This window comes from Mycobacterium sp. 5-140-3-2, from assembly GCF_035666375.1.
Lineage (GTDB): Bacteria > Actinomycetota > Actinomycetes > Mycobacteriales > Mycobacteriaceae > Mycobacterium > Mycobacterium intracellulare.
Map to the genome: position 1 here is coordinate 3,446,419 of NZ_CP142025.1, position 14,924 is coordinate 3,461,342.

The 14,924-nt window shown below is 67.0% G+C and carries 5 protein-coding genes and 1 pseudogene; 3 read left to right on the forward strand and 3 right to left on the reverse strand.

What is annotated here, in order from left to right:
* Nucleotides 1-439 precede the first annotated feature (439 nt).
* A complete protein-coding gene (locus P6281_RS15680) occupies nt 440-1,180 on the reverse strand; it encodes a 1-aminocyclopropane-1-carboxylate synthase (protein WP_202378311.1) in 741 nt (246 codons plus the stop codon).
* Between the two features lie 244 nt (nt 1,181-1,424).
* Here P6281_RS15680 and P6281_RS15685 point away from each other — a divergent pair, with 244 nt between their 5' ends.
* Both P6281_RS15685 and P6281_RS15690 read left to right on the forward strand, forming a co-directional pair.
* The gene (locus P6281_RS15685; RefSeq protein ID WP_009953281.1) at nt 1,425-1,622 is read left to right on the forward strand and encodes an MbtH family NRPS accessory protein; all 198 of its coding nucleotides are present in this window, start codon (nt 1,425-1,427) and stop codon (nt 1,620-1,622) included.
* A 33-nt stretch (nt 1,623-1,655) separates the two neighbouring features.
* A complete protein-coding gene (locus tag P6281_RS15690) occupies nt 1,656-11,936 on the forward strand; it encodes a non-ribosomal peptide synthetase (protein ID WP_324738973.1) in 10,281 nt (3,426 codons plus the stop codon).
* A 105-nt stretch (nt 11,937-12,041) separates the two neighbouring features.
* Here P6281_RS15690 and P6281_RS15695 read toward each other — a convergent pair whose 3' ends face one another.
* Together P6281_RS15695 and P6281_RS15700 are read right to left on the reverse strand one after the other, a co-directional pair.
* Nucleotides 12,042-13,523: a HAMP domain-containing sensor histidine kinase gene (locus P6281_RS15695; RefSeq protein ID WP_324738416.1), complete on the reverse strand. Its 1,482-nt coding sequence runs from the start codon at nt 13,521-13,523 to the stop codon at nt 12,042-12,044.
* Nucleotides 13,520-14,250 (reverse strand): annotated as a pseudogene (locus P6281_RS15700) (response regulator transcription factor). Before P6281_RS15700 ends, P6281_RS15695 begins: the two are co-directional and overlap by 4 nt.
* Before the next feature lie 255 nt (nt 14,251-14,505).
* Here P6281_RS15700 and P6281_RS15705 point away from each other — a divergent pair.
* Entirely contained in the window at nt 14,506-14,922 is a 417-nt protein-coding gene (locus P6281_RS15705; protein ID WP_324738417.1) for a hypothetical protein, read from the forward strand.
* The last annotated feature ends 2 nt before the right edge of the window (nt 14,923-14,924 follow it).

The following is a 14,924-nucleotide window of genomic DNA, read 5'->3' on the forward strand; positions in this document are numbered from 1 at the left end:
CTTCTTCGCGCAATAAATTATTTGCCGATTTCGACATGCGGGTGAACACAATAAATGCGCGGCTATACGTAAGCCTTTGCGCACGGTCCACGCGGTTGAGCGAAAGTACATTCACGTCCTCCTTGCCGCGCAGAACCAATCGAGTCTTTCTCTGTCCATGGGGATTGCGATGACGCAGGATGTTCGGCCCGGATTAAACCGGGGCGTTCACCAGGGCAAACGTTTGTGACCTAGTCGCTAAAAAGCAACGTTGTTACTGCCGGAAAGCGGCGTTCATGGTTGATTTCCAGATGTCGTCGCCTGGCGCTCCCCTCAGGTCGAAGTTGCTAAGCTTTCCTGCCCCGAAGTTGGTCACTTCAGATCGACGGGGCGTTCCCGCCTTTCGGCAATCCGGGTGCACGGAAGCTCAAGCATTTTGCATTACCTCCGATATCGCGGGCTAGGGACTCCACGCATGCGCGCAGGTTTTTCCGCTTTTCAAAAGCACCGTGAGTTCTCCGGCCAAATCGGCTGTTACCGATCTGACGGAGGAAAGTCGAACATGATTCATGAGATCCGCCAGAGCGTTCAACTTATAGTGCGATTCCAGCTGCGGACTCATCGCGCCAGGACGTATCGCGATTGGTATTGATTCGCGATATTTCATGCCCAGCACGAACGCGGTCTTGGAATCGGCGCTCACCATGAACGGTTCATCGCCCTTGTCGAGATTCCTGAGCATAAGAAGTGGAATATCGCTCACCCAAAGAGGCTCGACAGGCTTATCGCGATCCGTATGGGTGCCGAGTGGATTTTTCGGATGAGTCCAGGCAATCGTCAGGCCAGCGGCTATAAGCTCGAGCCTCATTTTCTGTCGCCACACTTCGCCTTGGGCAGCGACCGCTTGCAGGAAATTATCGACATTCTGATACGCCACCCCGACAACCAAATAACGATCAGAATGTCTAGCGTGAAATTCACGCATCTCCGCGATAGCCCGGAAAAATTCTTCCTCATCCAGGAGAAAATCGCTCGTATCGTAGTAGAATTGGCGCTTTCCGAGCATCGTCTCGGTGAATGGACAATGAGCTTTTCGACCGTCACCACGGACAAGAAAATCAAGATATTGTTGTATTACCGGCACGCAGTCGTCCGTGTGATGGCTGAGTTCAGTGAAGACATAATCCGATCGTCGGTTCATTGACGCCCCTCCCAATGGCGAAACTCAACACCCACGTCCTACCGGTGCCTGCGCTCACGTTGATCGCCCGAGATCAGGTGCGTCGCCGGCGGTAAATCCCCCGAATCGAAACGGAGTGTAACCGTGGTCCGCCCCGCACGTTCGGAAAATCGCCGATACGCGGCGACAATGTTGCCTCCCGAGCACGGTTGGCAACCGTCACACCGATCCGGAGACACGACGTGCGCCGGGCTTCCGGGGTGATGTGGCGAACGATCAAGAGCGACACGGCCTGTGGCCGGCCTCCGCCGATGTCCCAACTGGATGGCGGATGATCGCTACGGGAGCGGACGCGCGGCGTTCCTGCATTCGCATCGAGAAGAATTGGCCGGACATTCGGCCGAAATCTCTGCGCGACCGGCAGGCGACGGGCAGGATTTTGACCAGTAACCACTCGAGGTAAGCGGGGCGAGTGGGTGGAGCTCTGGGGGAGTCGATGGGGCGTGATGGCCTGGCGTTACCGCTGACACGCGGACAACTGGACATCTGGCTCTCGCAGGAATCGGGCTATGCCGGCACGGATTGGCAACTCGGCCTGTTGATAAAGATCGAAGGCTCGATACGCCGGGATGTCCTCGAGCGGGCGATCCGCCAAGCGGTATCGGAAGCCGAGCCGCTCCGGGTTTCATTCTTCGAGATCAACGGGCAGGTGCTCCAACGGCCGATCGATTGCCCGCACGTCGAGGTCGAGTTTCACGACCTGACCGGCTCGCTCGATCCCCTGCAGGACGTCCGTCGGAGTGCTTCCTCCATCCAGCGCACGCCGATGGCGTTGAACGGCCAGCTATTCAGATTCGTCCTGTTCCAGACGCAGGCCGAGGAGTTTTACTTGTTCGGCTGCTGCCACCACATCGTTTTGGACGGGTTGGGCATGGCGCTGGTGTCCCGTCGGGTTGCCACCATCTATTCGGCAATGGTGGCTGGATCGCCCGTTCCCGACGCCTATTTCGGCTCGGCGCAGGATTTGATTGACCTCGAGTCGGGATACGAAGCATCCACCGACTATCTGGAAGACGAGGCGTACTGGCGCAAGAACCTTCCGCCGGAGGGCGGACACGACTATCAGCTCCCCCAGACCAACGCCAGCGGGGACCCGTGTTCGCCTTCGGCCTCAGTCCAATTGGACGCGACCGCCGTCGCCCGGATGCAAGCGTTGGCAAAGAAGCTGCGCATCCGTCGCTATTCGGTCATCACCGCGGCGTCCGCACTCGTGGTGCATGCATGGTCGGGAAGCGGTTCGGAGGTGGCACTGGATTTCCCGGTCAGCCGGCGCGTACGTCCCGAGTCGAAGACGCTCCCAGGGATGCTCGCCGGAGTTGTGCCGCTGGTCCTGCAGACGTCACCGCAGACAACGGTCGCCGATTTTTGTCAGCACGTTGACGTCCAGATACGACAATTGCTGAAGCATCAACGGTTTCCGGTGCACCAGCTCGACGGTGAAGTCGGCTCCCGCAGCCTCAGAGAGCCATCGAACCGGGTAGGTGTCAATTTCATCCCATCTCGATTGACCCTGGAGCTCGGAGGCGCTCCGGCAACCGCGACGTACACCAACAACGGCCCGGCCGGGCACTTCGGCCTGTTCTTCATCGGGGCCGCCGATCAGCTGTTTCTCAGCACGGCGGGGGTCGGACAACCCTTTGCGAGCTTTGGCGTTCCCTATCTGGCGGCACGCCTGCAGCAGGTGCTGATGGAAATGACCGCCGATCCACAACGGCCGATCTCCTCGATCGAAATCCTCGATGCGGAAGAGAACGACCGGCTCGATAGGTGGTCGCATCGCGCGGCGTCAGCCCGGCCGGTAACCGCGTCGGCGTCGATTCCGGCGGTGTTCGCCGAGCACGCCGAGCGCACCCCCGAGGCAATAGCGGTGACGTTCGACGGCCGCGCCATGACGTATCGGGGGCTCGATGAGGCCGCGAACCGGTTGGCCCATCTTCTGGCCGGCCGTGGGGTTGGCCCAGGGCAGTGTGTAGCGCTGCTTTTCCCCCGGAGCGCGGAGGCGATCGTGGCGATGCTGGCCGTGCTCAAGACCGGGGCGGCGTATCTGCCGATCGACCCGGCGCATGCGTCGGCGCGGATGGAGTTCGTGCTTGCCGATGCCGCACCGACCGCCGTGATCACCACGGCCGAACTGCGCTCACGGCTGGACAAATCCGACCTGCCGGTCATCGATGTCCACGATCCCTCCATCGAGGCCCAACCCGGCACCCCACTTCCGTATCCCGCCCCCGAAAATGTCGCCTACATCATCTACACCTCCGGTACCACCGGAACACCCAAGGGCGTAGCCATCACGCACCACAACGTCACGTGGCTGATCGAGGCGCTCGACGAACTCCTGCCGCCGGGCGGGGTGTGGGCGCAGTGCTACTCCTCGGCCTTCGACCTATCGGTGTGGGATATCTGGGGTGCGCTGCTGCGGGGTAGGCGGCTGCTGGTGGTGCCGGAGGCAGTCGCCGGGTCCCCGGAAGATCTCCACGCATTGCTGGTCGCGGAACACGTCAGCGTCCTGACTCAGATTCCGTCGTCGGTGGCGATGCTGTCACCGGAAGGGCTGGAGTCGACGGCGTTGGTGGTGGGCGGTGAGGCCTGCCCGACCGACGTCGTGGATCGTTGGGCGACACCCGGGCGGGTGATGATCAATGCCTACGGCCCGACCGAGGCGACAGTGTGTGCATCGATGAGTACGCCGCTGACGCCGGGACCGGGCCTGGTGCCGATCGGGTCGCCGATACCCGGGGCGGCAATGTTCGTGCTCGACAAGTGGTTGCAGCCGGTGCCGGCCGGGGTGGTCGGTGAGCTGTACCTGGCCGGTCGTGGCGTGGGCGTCGGGTATGTGCGGCGTGCTGGTTTGACCGCGTCGCGCTTTGTGGCGTGCCCGTTCGGGGCCCCCGGAACACGGATGTATCGCACCGGCGACCTGGTCTCCTGGGGCGCGGACGGGCAGCTGCGACACCTGGGCCGCGCCGACGAGCAGGTCAAGATCCGCGGGTACCGGATCGAAGTCGGTGAAATCCAGGTAGCCCTGGCTGCTCTCGACGGGGTGGACCAGGCGGCGGTCATCGCCCGCGAGGACCGCCCGGGCAACAGGCAGCTGGTGGGTTACATCACCGGCACCGCCGACCCGGCCGAGATCCGCGCGGCACTGGCTGATCGGCTCCCCGCCTACATGGTCCCCGCCGCAGTGGTCGTGTTGCCGGCAATCCCATTGACGGCCAACGGCAAACTCGACAAGCGTGCCTTGCCCGCACCCGAATTCACCGCCGGTGAGTACCGGGCCCCGGCCGGCGCGGTCGAACAAATCCTGGCCGAGATCTACGCCCAAGTCCTCGGGATGCGGCGGGTAGGGGTCGATGACTCGTTCTTCGACCTCGGCGGCGACAGCATCCTGTCGATGCAGGTCGTGGCCCGCGCGCGCGCAGCCGGGGTGATGTGCCGCCCGCGTGACGTTTTCGTCGAACAGACGGTGGCGCGACTGGCGCGGGTCGCGACGGTGTCCAGTGCCGAAGGCGGCGTCGTCGACGAGGGAATCGGCCCGGTGGTGGCCACTCCGATCATGCGCTGCCTGCGCGACGTCGAGGGCCCGATCGACGAGTTCAACCAGACCATGGTGGTCGCCGCCCCGGCGGGTGTGACGGCAGCCGACGTGGCGGTTGTCCTTCAGGCGCTACTCGATCGGCATGCGATGTTGCGGCTGCGCATCGACGATGACGGCGCCGGCGACTGGTCGCTGGAGGCACCCGAAGCTGGGTCGGTGGACGCGCGCGGATGCCTGCATACCGTCGATGTGTTGTCGAATGAGGCGCTGGCACAGGCCCGCTCGCGGTTGAACCCTGGGGCGGGAGTGATGGTCAGCGCGGTGTGGGCGACGTCCACCGGCGAGCTGGCATTGATCATTCATCACCTGGCCGTGGACGGGGTGTCGTGGCGAATCCTGTTGGAGGACCTCAACATCGCCTGGGCACAGCATCACGGTGGCCGGCCCGTGGCGTTGCCCGCCGGCGGGACATCGTTTGCGCGGTGGTCGGCGCTGCTTGCCGACCATGCGCGCCGCGCCGAGGTAGTGGCGCAGGCCGAGGCGTGGCGACAGGTGGCAGCAATACCGGCCGCGTTGCCGACGGTGCAACCCGAGGCGGACACCTACGAGTCCGCGGGCCAGCTGTCGGCGTCGCTGGATGTCGAGACAACCCGCCTGCTGCTGGGTGAGGTGCCCGCGGCGTTCCACGCCGGGGTCGGCGATATCTTGCTGATCGCTTTCGGCCTGGCGTTCGCGGAGTTTCTCGGCGCCGGCGCGGCTGTGCCGATCGGTATCGACGTCGAGGGTCACGGGCGCCACGAGGAGCTGGCTCCCTGCGTGGACCTGTCTCGCACGGTGGGCTGGTTCACCACCAAATATCCGGTCGCGGTGACGGTCGGTGGCCTGTCGTGGGCACAGGTGGTCACCGGTGGGGCCGCACTCGGCGCACTGATCAAGGACGCCAAGGAACAGCTGCGCGCCCTGCCCGATCCGCTGACCTATGGTCTGCTGCGCTACCTGAACCCAGAGGTTGATCTCGGTGGGTCTGACCCGACGATCGGGTTCAACTACCTGGGCCGTCTCGGTGCGGGTGCCGACCTGCCCGGCGATTTGTGGCGGATCAACGTGGACAGCCTGTCGTTTGCGGGCATGGCTGCGGCGGTGCCCCTGCCGTTGGCGCACACGGTGGAGCTCAATGCCGGCACCATCGACACCGACGCCGGGCCGCAGCTGCAGGCGAACTGGACGTGGGCGCGCTCGGCGCTGAACGACGAGCAGGTCGGCCGCCTGAGCCAGTTGTGGTTTGAGGCTCTGGCCGGTATCGGCGCGCACGTCAAAGCCGGCGGCGGCGGGCTTACCCCATCCGATATCGCTCCCGCCCGACTCAGCCAGCAGCAGATCGACGAACTCTGCTCGCAGGGCGACGTCGTGGACGTGCTGCCGCTGACCCCGGTGCAGCAGGGTCTGCTGTTCCACACCAGCTTCGTGCCGGGTCTGGACGACCTGTACACCGTGCAGCTCGGTATCACCGTCCACGGCCCCCTCGATGCGCAGCGCCTGCGCGAGGCCGTGCAGGCGGTGGTCAACCGCCATCCCAACCTTTTGGCCCGCTTCCGCGAAGACTTCGGCGAGCCGGTGCAGGTCATCCCGGCGAAGCCGGTGATCGGGTGGCAGGACGTCGAGTTGGACCCCGCGGGCGCGGACGCCGATCAGCAGGTGGAACGCCTGTGTGCCGCTGAGCGCGCCGCGGTCTGCGGCCTGGCTGACAAGCCGACGTTCCGTGCGGCGTTGATCCGCGTCGCAGAAGACCAATACCGGTTGGTGCTCACCATTCACCACATCGTGGCGGACGGCTGGTCGCTGCCGATCCTGATGCGGGAGGTGTTCGGCAGTTACTACGGCGAGCGGCTGCCCGCGGCCCCGTCGTACCGCAGCTTTGTCAGCTGGCTGGATCGGCAGGATCGCAATGCTGCACAGGCGGTTTGGCGCGACGTGATGGCGGGCTTCGACGCGCCGACATTGGTGGGCACGTCTGGCCAGGTAGGGCGCCACGACGTCGCGTCCTTCCGGATGTCCGCCGAAACCACGGCGTCCCTGACCGAGTTGGCCCGCTTGTGCCACACCACCGTGAGCACCGTGCTGCAGGGCGCGTGGGCGCAGCTGCTGATGTGGCTGACCGGTCAGCATGATGTGGCGTTCGGCACCGCGGTCTCCGGTAGGCCGACCGAGCTGCGCGGCTCGGAATCCATTGTGGGGCTGATGATCAACACGGTGCCGGTGCGGGCCAACGCCACCACCCGGACGACAGTCGCCGATCTGTTGGAGCAGCTGCAGCGCGTCCACAACGAAACCCTCGAGTACGAGTATCTGGCTCTCCCTGAGATTCACCGCGCCACCGGCCACGATCAACTGTTCGACACGCTGTTCCTGTACGAGAACTATCCGATCGACGCCGGTGCCCTGTCGGGCGCCGATGAGCTGGCCGTTACCGCGTTCGACAGCCGCGAATTCAACCACTATCCGCTTTCGGTGGTGGCGACGCCGGGCCACGAACTCAGTGTTCGCGTCGAATTCGACACGGACGCATTTGACCGTGCGGCCATCGACACGCTGATCGACCGTTTGCGGCGGGCGCTGGTGGCAATGGCCGCCGATCCCGCCCGGCGGTTGTCGTCGATCGATCTGCTCGACCGCTGCGAGCACGACCGCCTCGACGAGTGGGGCAACCGGCCGGCGCTGGCCGAGCCGGAGGCGTCCGCGGTCTCGATCCCCGAATTGTTCGCCGTTCAGGCGACGGTCCGCGACCCGGAGGCGGTGGCGATCAGCTATGGGGATCGGTCATGGACTTACCGTCAGGTCGAGGGGTCCGCTAATCGGTTGGCGCACTTGCTGATTTCTCAGGGTGCGGGCCCGGGTACGCGTGTGGCCCTGTTGCTTCCGCGTACGCCCGAGGCGGTGGTGGCAATGCTGGCGGTGCTCAAAACCGGTGCCGCGTATGTGCCGATCGATCCGACGGTGCCCGCGGCGCGGATCGAGTTCGTGTTGGGCGATTCTGCGCCTATCGCGATGGTCACCAACGCGGACATGCGGTCACGACTGGAGGGGTCGGGCCTGCCGCTCATCGACATCGACGACCCTGCGGTGACGGCCCAGCCCGAGACGCCGTTGGCGCCGCCGGCCGCGGACGATATCGCCTACGTCATTTACACCTCGGGCACGACCGGGGCACCCAAAGGTGTTGCGGTGCCTCATCGCAACGTCACCCAATTGCTGGACTCGCTGGACACCCAGTTGACGCTGGGACAGGTGTGGACACAGTGTCATTCGTTGGCGTTCGACTTCGCGGTGTGGGAGATCTTCGGTTCGCTGCTGTACGGCGGGCGGTTGGTGATGGTGCCCGATTCGGTGGTGCGTTCGCCAGAAGAGTTGCACGCCTTACTGGTTCGTGAACAGGTCAACGTGTTGAGCCAGACGCCGTCCGCGTTTTATGCGCTGCAGACCGCTGATGGGCTCGCCTCGGAGCTGGGTCAGCAGCTGAAGTTGCAGGCGGTGGTGTTCGGGGGCGAGGCGCTCGAACCCCAGCGTCTGCAGACGTGGCTGAACCGCCATCCCGGACTGCCACGTCTGATCAATCTGTATGGCATCACCGAGACGACCGTGCACGCTTCGTTCCGCGAGATCCTCGACGGCGACGTCGACAGCAATGCCAGCCCCATCGGCGTGCCGTTGACCCACCTTGCCTTCTTCGTACTCGACGGGTGGATGCGTCAGGTCCCCGCCGGGGTGGTCGGCGAGCTGTACGTGGCCGGTGCCGGGTTGGCCGCGGGGTATGTGGGCAGGCCGGGATTGAGCTCGACGCGGTTTGTGGCGTGCCCGTTCGGGGAGCCGGGGGCCCGCATGTATCGCACCGGGGATTTGGTGTCGTGGGGCGCCGACGGACAGCTGCGTTACGTCGGCCGCGCTGACGAGCAGGTCAAGATCCGCGGGTATCGCATCGAGCTCGGTGAGATCCGGGCGGCCCTCGCCGATTTGGACGGGGTCGATCATGTGGCGGTGATCGCACGCGAGGACCGCCCCGGCGACAAGCGGCTGGTGGGCTACATCACAGGGGCCGCCGACCCGGCCGAGATCCGTACGCAGTTGGGTGAACGGTTGCCGGCCTACATGGTGCCGACCGCGATCGTCGTGCTCGAGGCGCTGCCCTTGACGGTCAACGGCAAGCTCGATGTCGGCGCCCTGCCGGCACCCGAATACTCCGATGTCGACCGTTACCGGGCTCCATCGAGCGCGGTCGAGGAAATCCTGGCCGGCATCTATGCCCAGGTACTGGGTGTGCAGCGGGTCGGTGTCGATGATTCGTTCTTCGATCTGGGCGGCGACAGCATCCTGTCGATGCAGGTCGTGGCCCGCGCCCGCGCGGCCGGCGTAATGTGCCGTCCGCGTGACGTTTTCGTCGAACAGACCGCGGCGCGCCTCGCACAGGTCGCCACGGTGGTCGCCGACGGCGAGGGCGGCGTGGTCGACGAGGGCACCGGGCCGGTGGTGGCTACCCCGATCATGCGCTGGCTGCACAGCGTCGAGGGTCCGGTCGAGCAGTTCAACCAGACGATGGTGTTGCAAGCTCCTGCCGGTGTCGCACAGGGCGACGCGATGGTGGTGCTGCAGGCGTTGCTTGACCGGCATGCCGCGTTGCGGCTGCGCGTCGACGACGACGGCGCCGGCGGCTGGTCGTTGTGGGTGCCCGAAGCCGGGACGGTAGATGCCGGCGGCTGCGCGGACACCGTCGACGCGCTGTCGGCCGAGGCGTTGGTGGCGGCCCGGTCACGCCTGCACCCGGGGACCGGGGCATTGCTGCGCGCGGTGTGGGCCGAGTCGACCAACCAGTTGGCGTTGATCATTCACCACCTGGCCGTCGATGGCGTGTCGTGGCGAATCCTGTTGGAAGACATCAACATTGCATGGGCCCAGCATCGCAGTGGCCAGCCGGTGGCGCTGCCGGCAACCGGGACGTCGTTTGCGCGGTGGTCGTCGTTGTTGGCCGAGTACGCGCAGACCGCGGAGGTGATGGCCCAGGCCGAGGCGTGGCGTCAGGTGGCGGCGATCCCGGCCGTGCTGCCGCCGGTACAGGCGGAGGACACCTACGTCAGCGCCGGCCAATTGTCGGTGTCCCTGGATGTCGAGACGACCCGCCTGCTGCTCGGTGCGGTCCCGGCGGCGTTTCATGCCGGGGTGCAGGACATCCTGCTGATCGCGTTCGGGCTGGCGTGGACCCAATTCTTGAGCGTCAGCGCCCCGATCGGCATCAATGTGGAGGGCCACGGCCGCCAGGAGGAGCTGGCCCCGCATATCGACTTGTCGCGCACGGTGGGCTGGTTCACCACCAAGTACCCGGTGGCGCTGAACTTCGGGGGCCCGGCCGGCGGCCTGTCCTGGGGACAGGTGATAGCGGGTGAGGATGCACTGGGCACTGCGATCAAGGACGCCAAGGAACAGCTGCGCGCCCTGCCCGATCCGCTGACCTACGGGCTGCTGCGCTACCTCACCCCCGAGGTCGATCTGGGTGGGTCCGACCCCGTGATCGGCTTCAACTACCTAGGTCGTCTGGGGGGTGCGGCCGAGCTCTCCAGTGAGCTATGGCGGCTCAGCGAGAACAGTTTCTCGCTGGGCGGCGCCGCGGGCGCCGTGGAGATGCCGCTGGCGCATACCGTGGAGCTCAATGCCGGCACGATGGACACCGAGGCCGGCCCGCAGCTGCAGGCCAACTGGACCTGGGCGCGTTCGGCGTTGCACGACAAGCAGATCAGCCGGCTCGCCGAGCTGTGGTTCGACGCGCTGGCCGGCATCTGCGCGCACGTGCGCGGCGGTGGGGGCGGCTTGACCCCGTCCGACATCGCGCCGGCCCGTCTCGCCCAGCGCGACATCGACAGGCTGGCGCAGCAGTACCGGATCGGCGATGTGTTGCCGCTAACGCCGCTGCAGCAGGGCCTGCTGTACTACGCCGGCAGCGGGCGCGGCGGTGACGACTTGTATGCGGTGCAGCTCGATATCACCGTGAGTGGTGCCCTTGATCCGCAACGCTTGCGCGAGGCGGTGCACGCCGTCGTCACCCGCCACCCGAACCTGGTGGCCGGTTTCTGCGAAGACTTCGGCGAACCGGTGCAGGTCATGCCCGCCGATCCGGCGCTGGCCTGGCAGTACGTCGAGCTCAGCTCGGCAGACGCCGATCTCGAGGAACAGGTACAGCAGCTGTGCACCGCCGAACGCGTCGCGGTCTGCGATCTGGCGGGCCGGCCGCCGTTCCGGGCTGCCTTGATCCGCACCGCAGACGATCTGTATAGGTTCGTGCTCACCAACCACCACATCGTGCTCGACGGTTGGTCGAAGCCGATCCTGCTGCAGGAAATCTTCGCCAGCTATTACGGTGTGCGGTTGCCCGCCGCCCCGTCGTATCGCAGCTTTGTCACCTGGCTGTCCGAACAAGACCGAGGCGCGGCTCAGACGGCATGGCGTGAGGTCCTCGACGGGTTCGGCGCTCCCAGCCTGGTGGGACCCCCGGGGGGCCTAGCGCTCGGTCTGCGCGGTGCGGAGTCGTTCCGAGTGTCCGCGGAGACCACGAAGGCGTTGGGCGAGCTGGCGCGCTCGTACCACACCACGGTCAGCACCGTCCTGCAGGCCGCGTGGGCGCTGCTGCTGACGTGGCTGACCGGACAGGACGACGTGGTGTTCGGCACCGCGGTGTCCGGGCGGCCGACCGACCTGGCCGGCGCGGAATCGATGGTCGGTCTGTTGATCAACACGGTCCCGGTCCGGGCGACCATCGGCGCGGAGACGACCACCGCCGACCTGCTTGAGCAGCTGCAGATCGCCTACACCAAGACGCTTGACCACCAGCACCTGGCTCTGAGTGAGATACACCGCATAACGGGACACGACCAGTTGTTCGACACGATGTTCGTGTACGAGAACTATCCGATCGACACCGCCGCGCTGTCGGCAATCGACGAGTTGAAGATAACCGGCTTTGCGAACCGCGAATACAACCACTACCCGCTTTCGGTGCAAGTCGCGCCGGGCCACGAACTGGGTCTCCGCGTCGAATTCGATACCGACGTGTTCACGGCGGACAGAATCGAGAAGCTGGTCGAACGTTTCAAGCGCGTGCTGGTAGCCATGACCGCGGACGTGACGGAGCAATCATGAGCGTCCGTGCGGGACGGCGGGCCGCCAAACAGCTTGGGTCAGAAGCGGATCCAGCGTAGATGCCGCTGTCTGACCTGGCCTCGTTCCGCGCCCGGTCCGACTCAGCTATCCCGATCGCCGGGCGTTGATCGGCAGGACGAGCCGGAACTGAGCGCCGCCCTCGTGGGGCAGGCACTCCAGGTCGCCGCCGTGGGCGCGGGCCAGCGCCCGCGCGATCGCCAGTCCCAGCCCGGCGCCGCCGTGGTCGCGGGCGCGCCCGGTGTCCAGGCGCACCAGCCGCTCGAAGACGCGATCCCGCTCCTGCTCCGGGATGCCCGGCCCGGTGTCGGTCACGGTGACCTCCGCGACGTCGTCGCCGGCGCGCAGGTCGACGGTGATGGCGCCGCCGGCCGGGGTGTACCGGCGAGCGTTGTCGAGCAGGTTGGACACGATCTGCGACAACCGGGTCGGGTCGGCCTGTAGCGTCAGCGACGGTAATCCGGTGCGGCGCACCGTGATCTGCGGTGCCAGCATGGCGGCTCGGTCGACTTCGCCATCGAGCACGGCGGCCACGTCGACGTCATCGCGCTCGAGCGCCAGCCCGGCGTCGATGCGGCTCAGGTCCAGCATGTCGGACACGAGCCGTCCGGCCCGGCGCGCATCGGAGAACAGCAGCGCCGCCCGGCGATATTGGCTTCCGTCGTGGTGTTCGGAGGCGCTGTTGGCGAGTTGCTCGGCGGCGACCTGGATGCCGGCGATCGGGGTGCGCAGCTCGTGGGCGGCGTCGACGAGGAATCGCCGGGTTGCCGTCTCCGCGCGCTGTGCGGTGTCGGCGGCGCGCCGGGCGCGGCGCTCGGACGTTTCCAAGGCGTCCAGCATGCCGTCGAAAGCGCTTGCGGCGCGGCCGAGTTCGGTGTCGGTGCGCTCGGGATGCAGGCGGCAGCCGCGGTCCCCGGTGGTGATGGCGTTGGCCAGCGCCGTGAGCCGATCCAGCGGCCGCAGCGCCGCCCGGCTAACCGCGATCAGCAACAGCGCCGCGATCAGCAAGGTCACCAGGCCCGCCGCGATCAGCAGCCCACGCAGCTGGCGAGTGACCTGCGTCGTCTGCGTGGTGTCGGCGACCAGGATCACCCGGGAGCCGTCGGGCAACGGATGCACCACGGCCGTCGCGGTGGCATCCGGCGGAGGGCCGGGCCTTGGCGGTCGCGGCGGCGGTGGCGGCGGAAACGCATAGGGCGCAGGCGGATACGGCGGTGGCGGAGGTGGCGGAACGGGCGGCGGTGGCGGCTGCACCGGTCCGGCGGTCAGGTCGGGGCTGATCCCGCGGTCTCCGTAGGCGGCGCCGTCGGCGGTGACGACGAGCCCGCGAATCCCGCCGCCGTTGAGTTCGGCCGCGATCCGATCGGGCGAGGTGTGCGCGGCGCTGAGCGCGTCGGCGCGCGATGTCTCGGCGAGCAGCCGGTCGTGCAGATTGTGGCGGGTGAGGACGCCCATCGTGACGTCGATGGTCACCCCGAGCACCATTAGCAGGACGGCCAGCAGCGCCAACACCACCAGCGTCACGCGCCGTTGCAGCGACGGAGTCGGCGTCGTCGATGCGCCCGTCATGGCCGCTCGGGTTGCAGCCGGTAGCCGATGCCGCGAACGGTGTGCAGGATCCGGGGGCCGTGGGCCTCGAGCTTGCGCCGCAATCCGCTGACGTGCACCTGCACCAGGTTGGGGTCGTACGCGTCGTAGCCCCACACCCCGTTCAGGATCTGGGCGGCGGAGACGATCCGGCCCGCTGCTCCACGAGGAAGGCCAGCACGCGCAGCTCGGTGGCGGTCAGGTCGAGCCGGTGGCCGTCGCGCGCGGCGACCCCGGCGCCGAGGTCCAGCGCAACTTCGCCCACCTGAACCACCTGCGGCAGCCGTCCGCGCCGGCGCAACACCGCGCCGACCCGCGACACCAGCTCGGCCAACTCGAACGGCTTGATGACGTAGTCGTCGGCTCCGCCGTCGAGGCCGCGCAACCGGTCCGGCAGCCCGTCGCGAGCGGTGATCAAGACGATTCCGATGTCGCCCCATTCGCGGATGACATCGATGAGCGCGAACCCGTCGCGGCCCGGCAGCATCACGTCGAGCACCACGAGATCGGGCCGCATGCCGTCGAGCACCTCTTCCAGCCCGTCGCCGTCGCAGCGGGCGTCGGTGTGATAGCCGACATCGGCGAGCGCCTCGCTGACCATCTCCCGGATGGTCTCTGAGTCTTCGACGACCAGCACCCGCGGTGTGCCCACGCTGAAGTGACCGCCGCGACCCGCGGCCGTGCGGACGCAATCAGTCATGACCACCATTGTCGGCGCCGGTGCTGAAACGAACCTGAAGACGCCGGTCTCTCCCGCCACGGCAGCCTCGTTGGTCACAAGAGGTCGGCGATGTGTTCGGTGCCCACCTCCGAGCGACAATCTCGCTGCCGGCGCGGCGTCGCGGCCGTTGTCGCTCGGAGGTGGGCACAACACTGCTTCCTTCCGCTCGTGACGGCAGTGGCGGATGGGACTCGGCGCAGTTTCTTCAGATCCACTTCAGATCCGGCTCCTACCGTCCGTGACATGACCACGAACGACGACATCGACACCAATCCGCCGAGCAATCCGCCGCCCGCCCACCGTCCGCCCGAGCGACGCCGTCACCCCACCGGTGTGGTGATCGCCGCCGGGGTGGCGGGAGCGCTGGTGGGCGCGGTCGGCACCGTCGCGGCCATCGCCTTCGCCTGGATCGTCAGCGTCGGTCCGCCCGGCCCGCCGCCACCACCCGGGCCCCCGCCGATGCTGTTCCATGCGCCCCCGCCGCCGATGGCCGGTCCGGGAGGGTTCGGATTTGCGCCGCCGCCCAGCCCGCCCGGCCCGCCCGGCCCGCCCGGCCCGCCGGGCCCGCTGGAACCGCCGCATGGCGCCTGGCCGGGACCGCCGCACCAGGGTGTCCCGACGCCGCCCCCGCCGCCACCGTCCCCCGCGCCGCGCCCCTGAGT

Coding starts and splice junctions, on each gene's coding strand:
- P6281_RS15695 (WP_324738416.1), bottom strand. CDS start 13,523: ATGACGGGCGCATCGACGACGCCGACTCCGTCGCTGCAACGGCGCGTG.
- P6281_RS15705 (WP_324738417.1), top strand. CDS start 14,506: ATGACCACGAACGACGACATCGACACCAATCCGCCGAGCAATCCGCCG.
- P6281_RS15680 (WP_202378311.1), bottom strand. CDS start 1,180: ATGAACCGACGATCGGATTATGTCTTCACTGAACTCAGCCATCACACG.
- P6281_RS15690 (WP_324738973.1), top strand. CDS start 1,656: ATGGGGCGTGATGGCCTGGCGTTACCGCTGACACGCGGACAACTGGAC.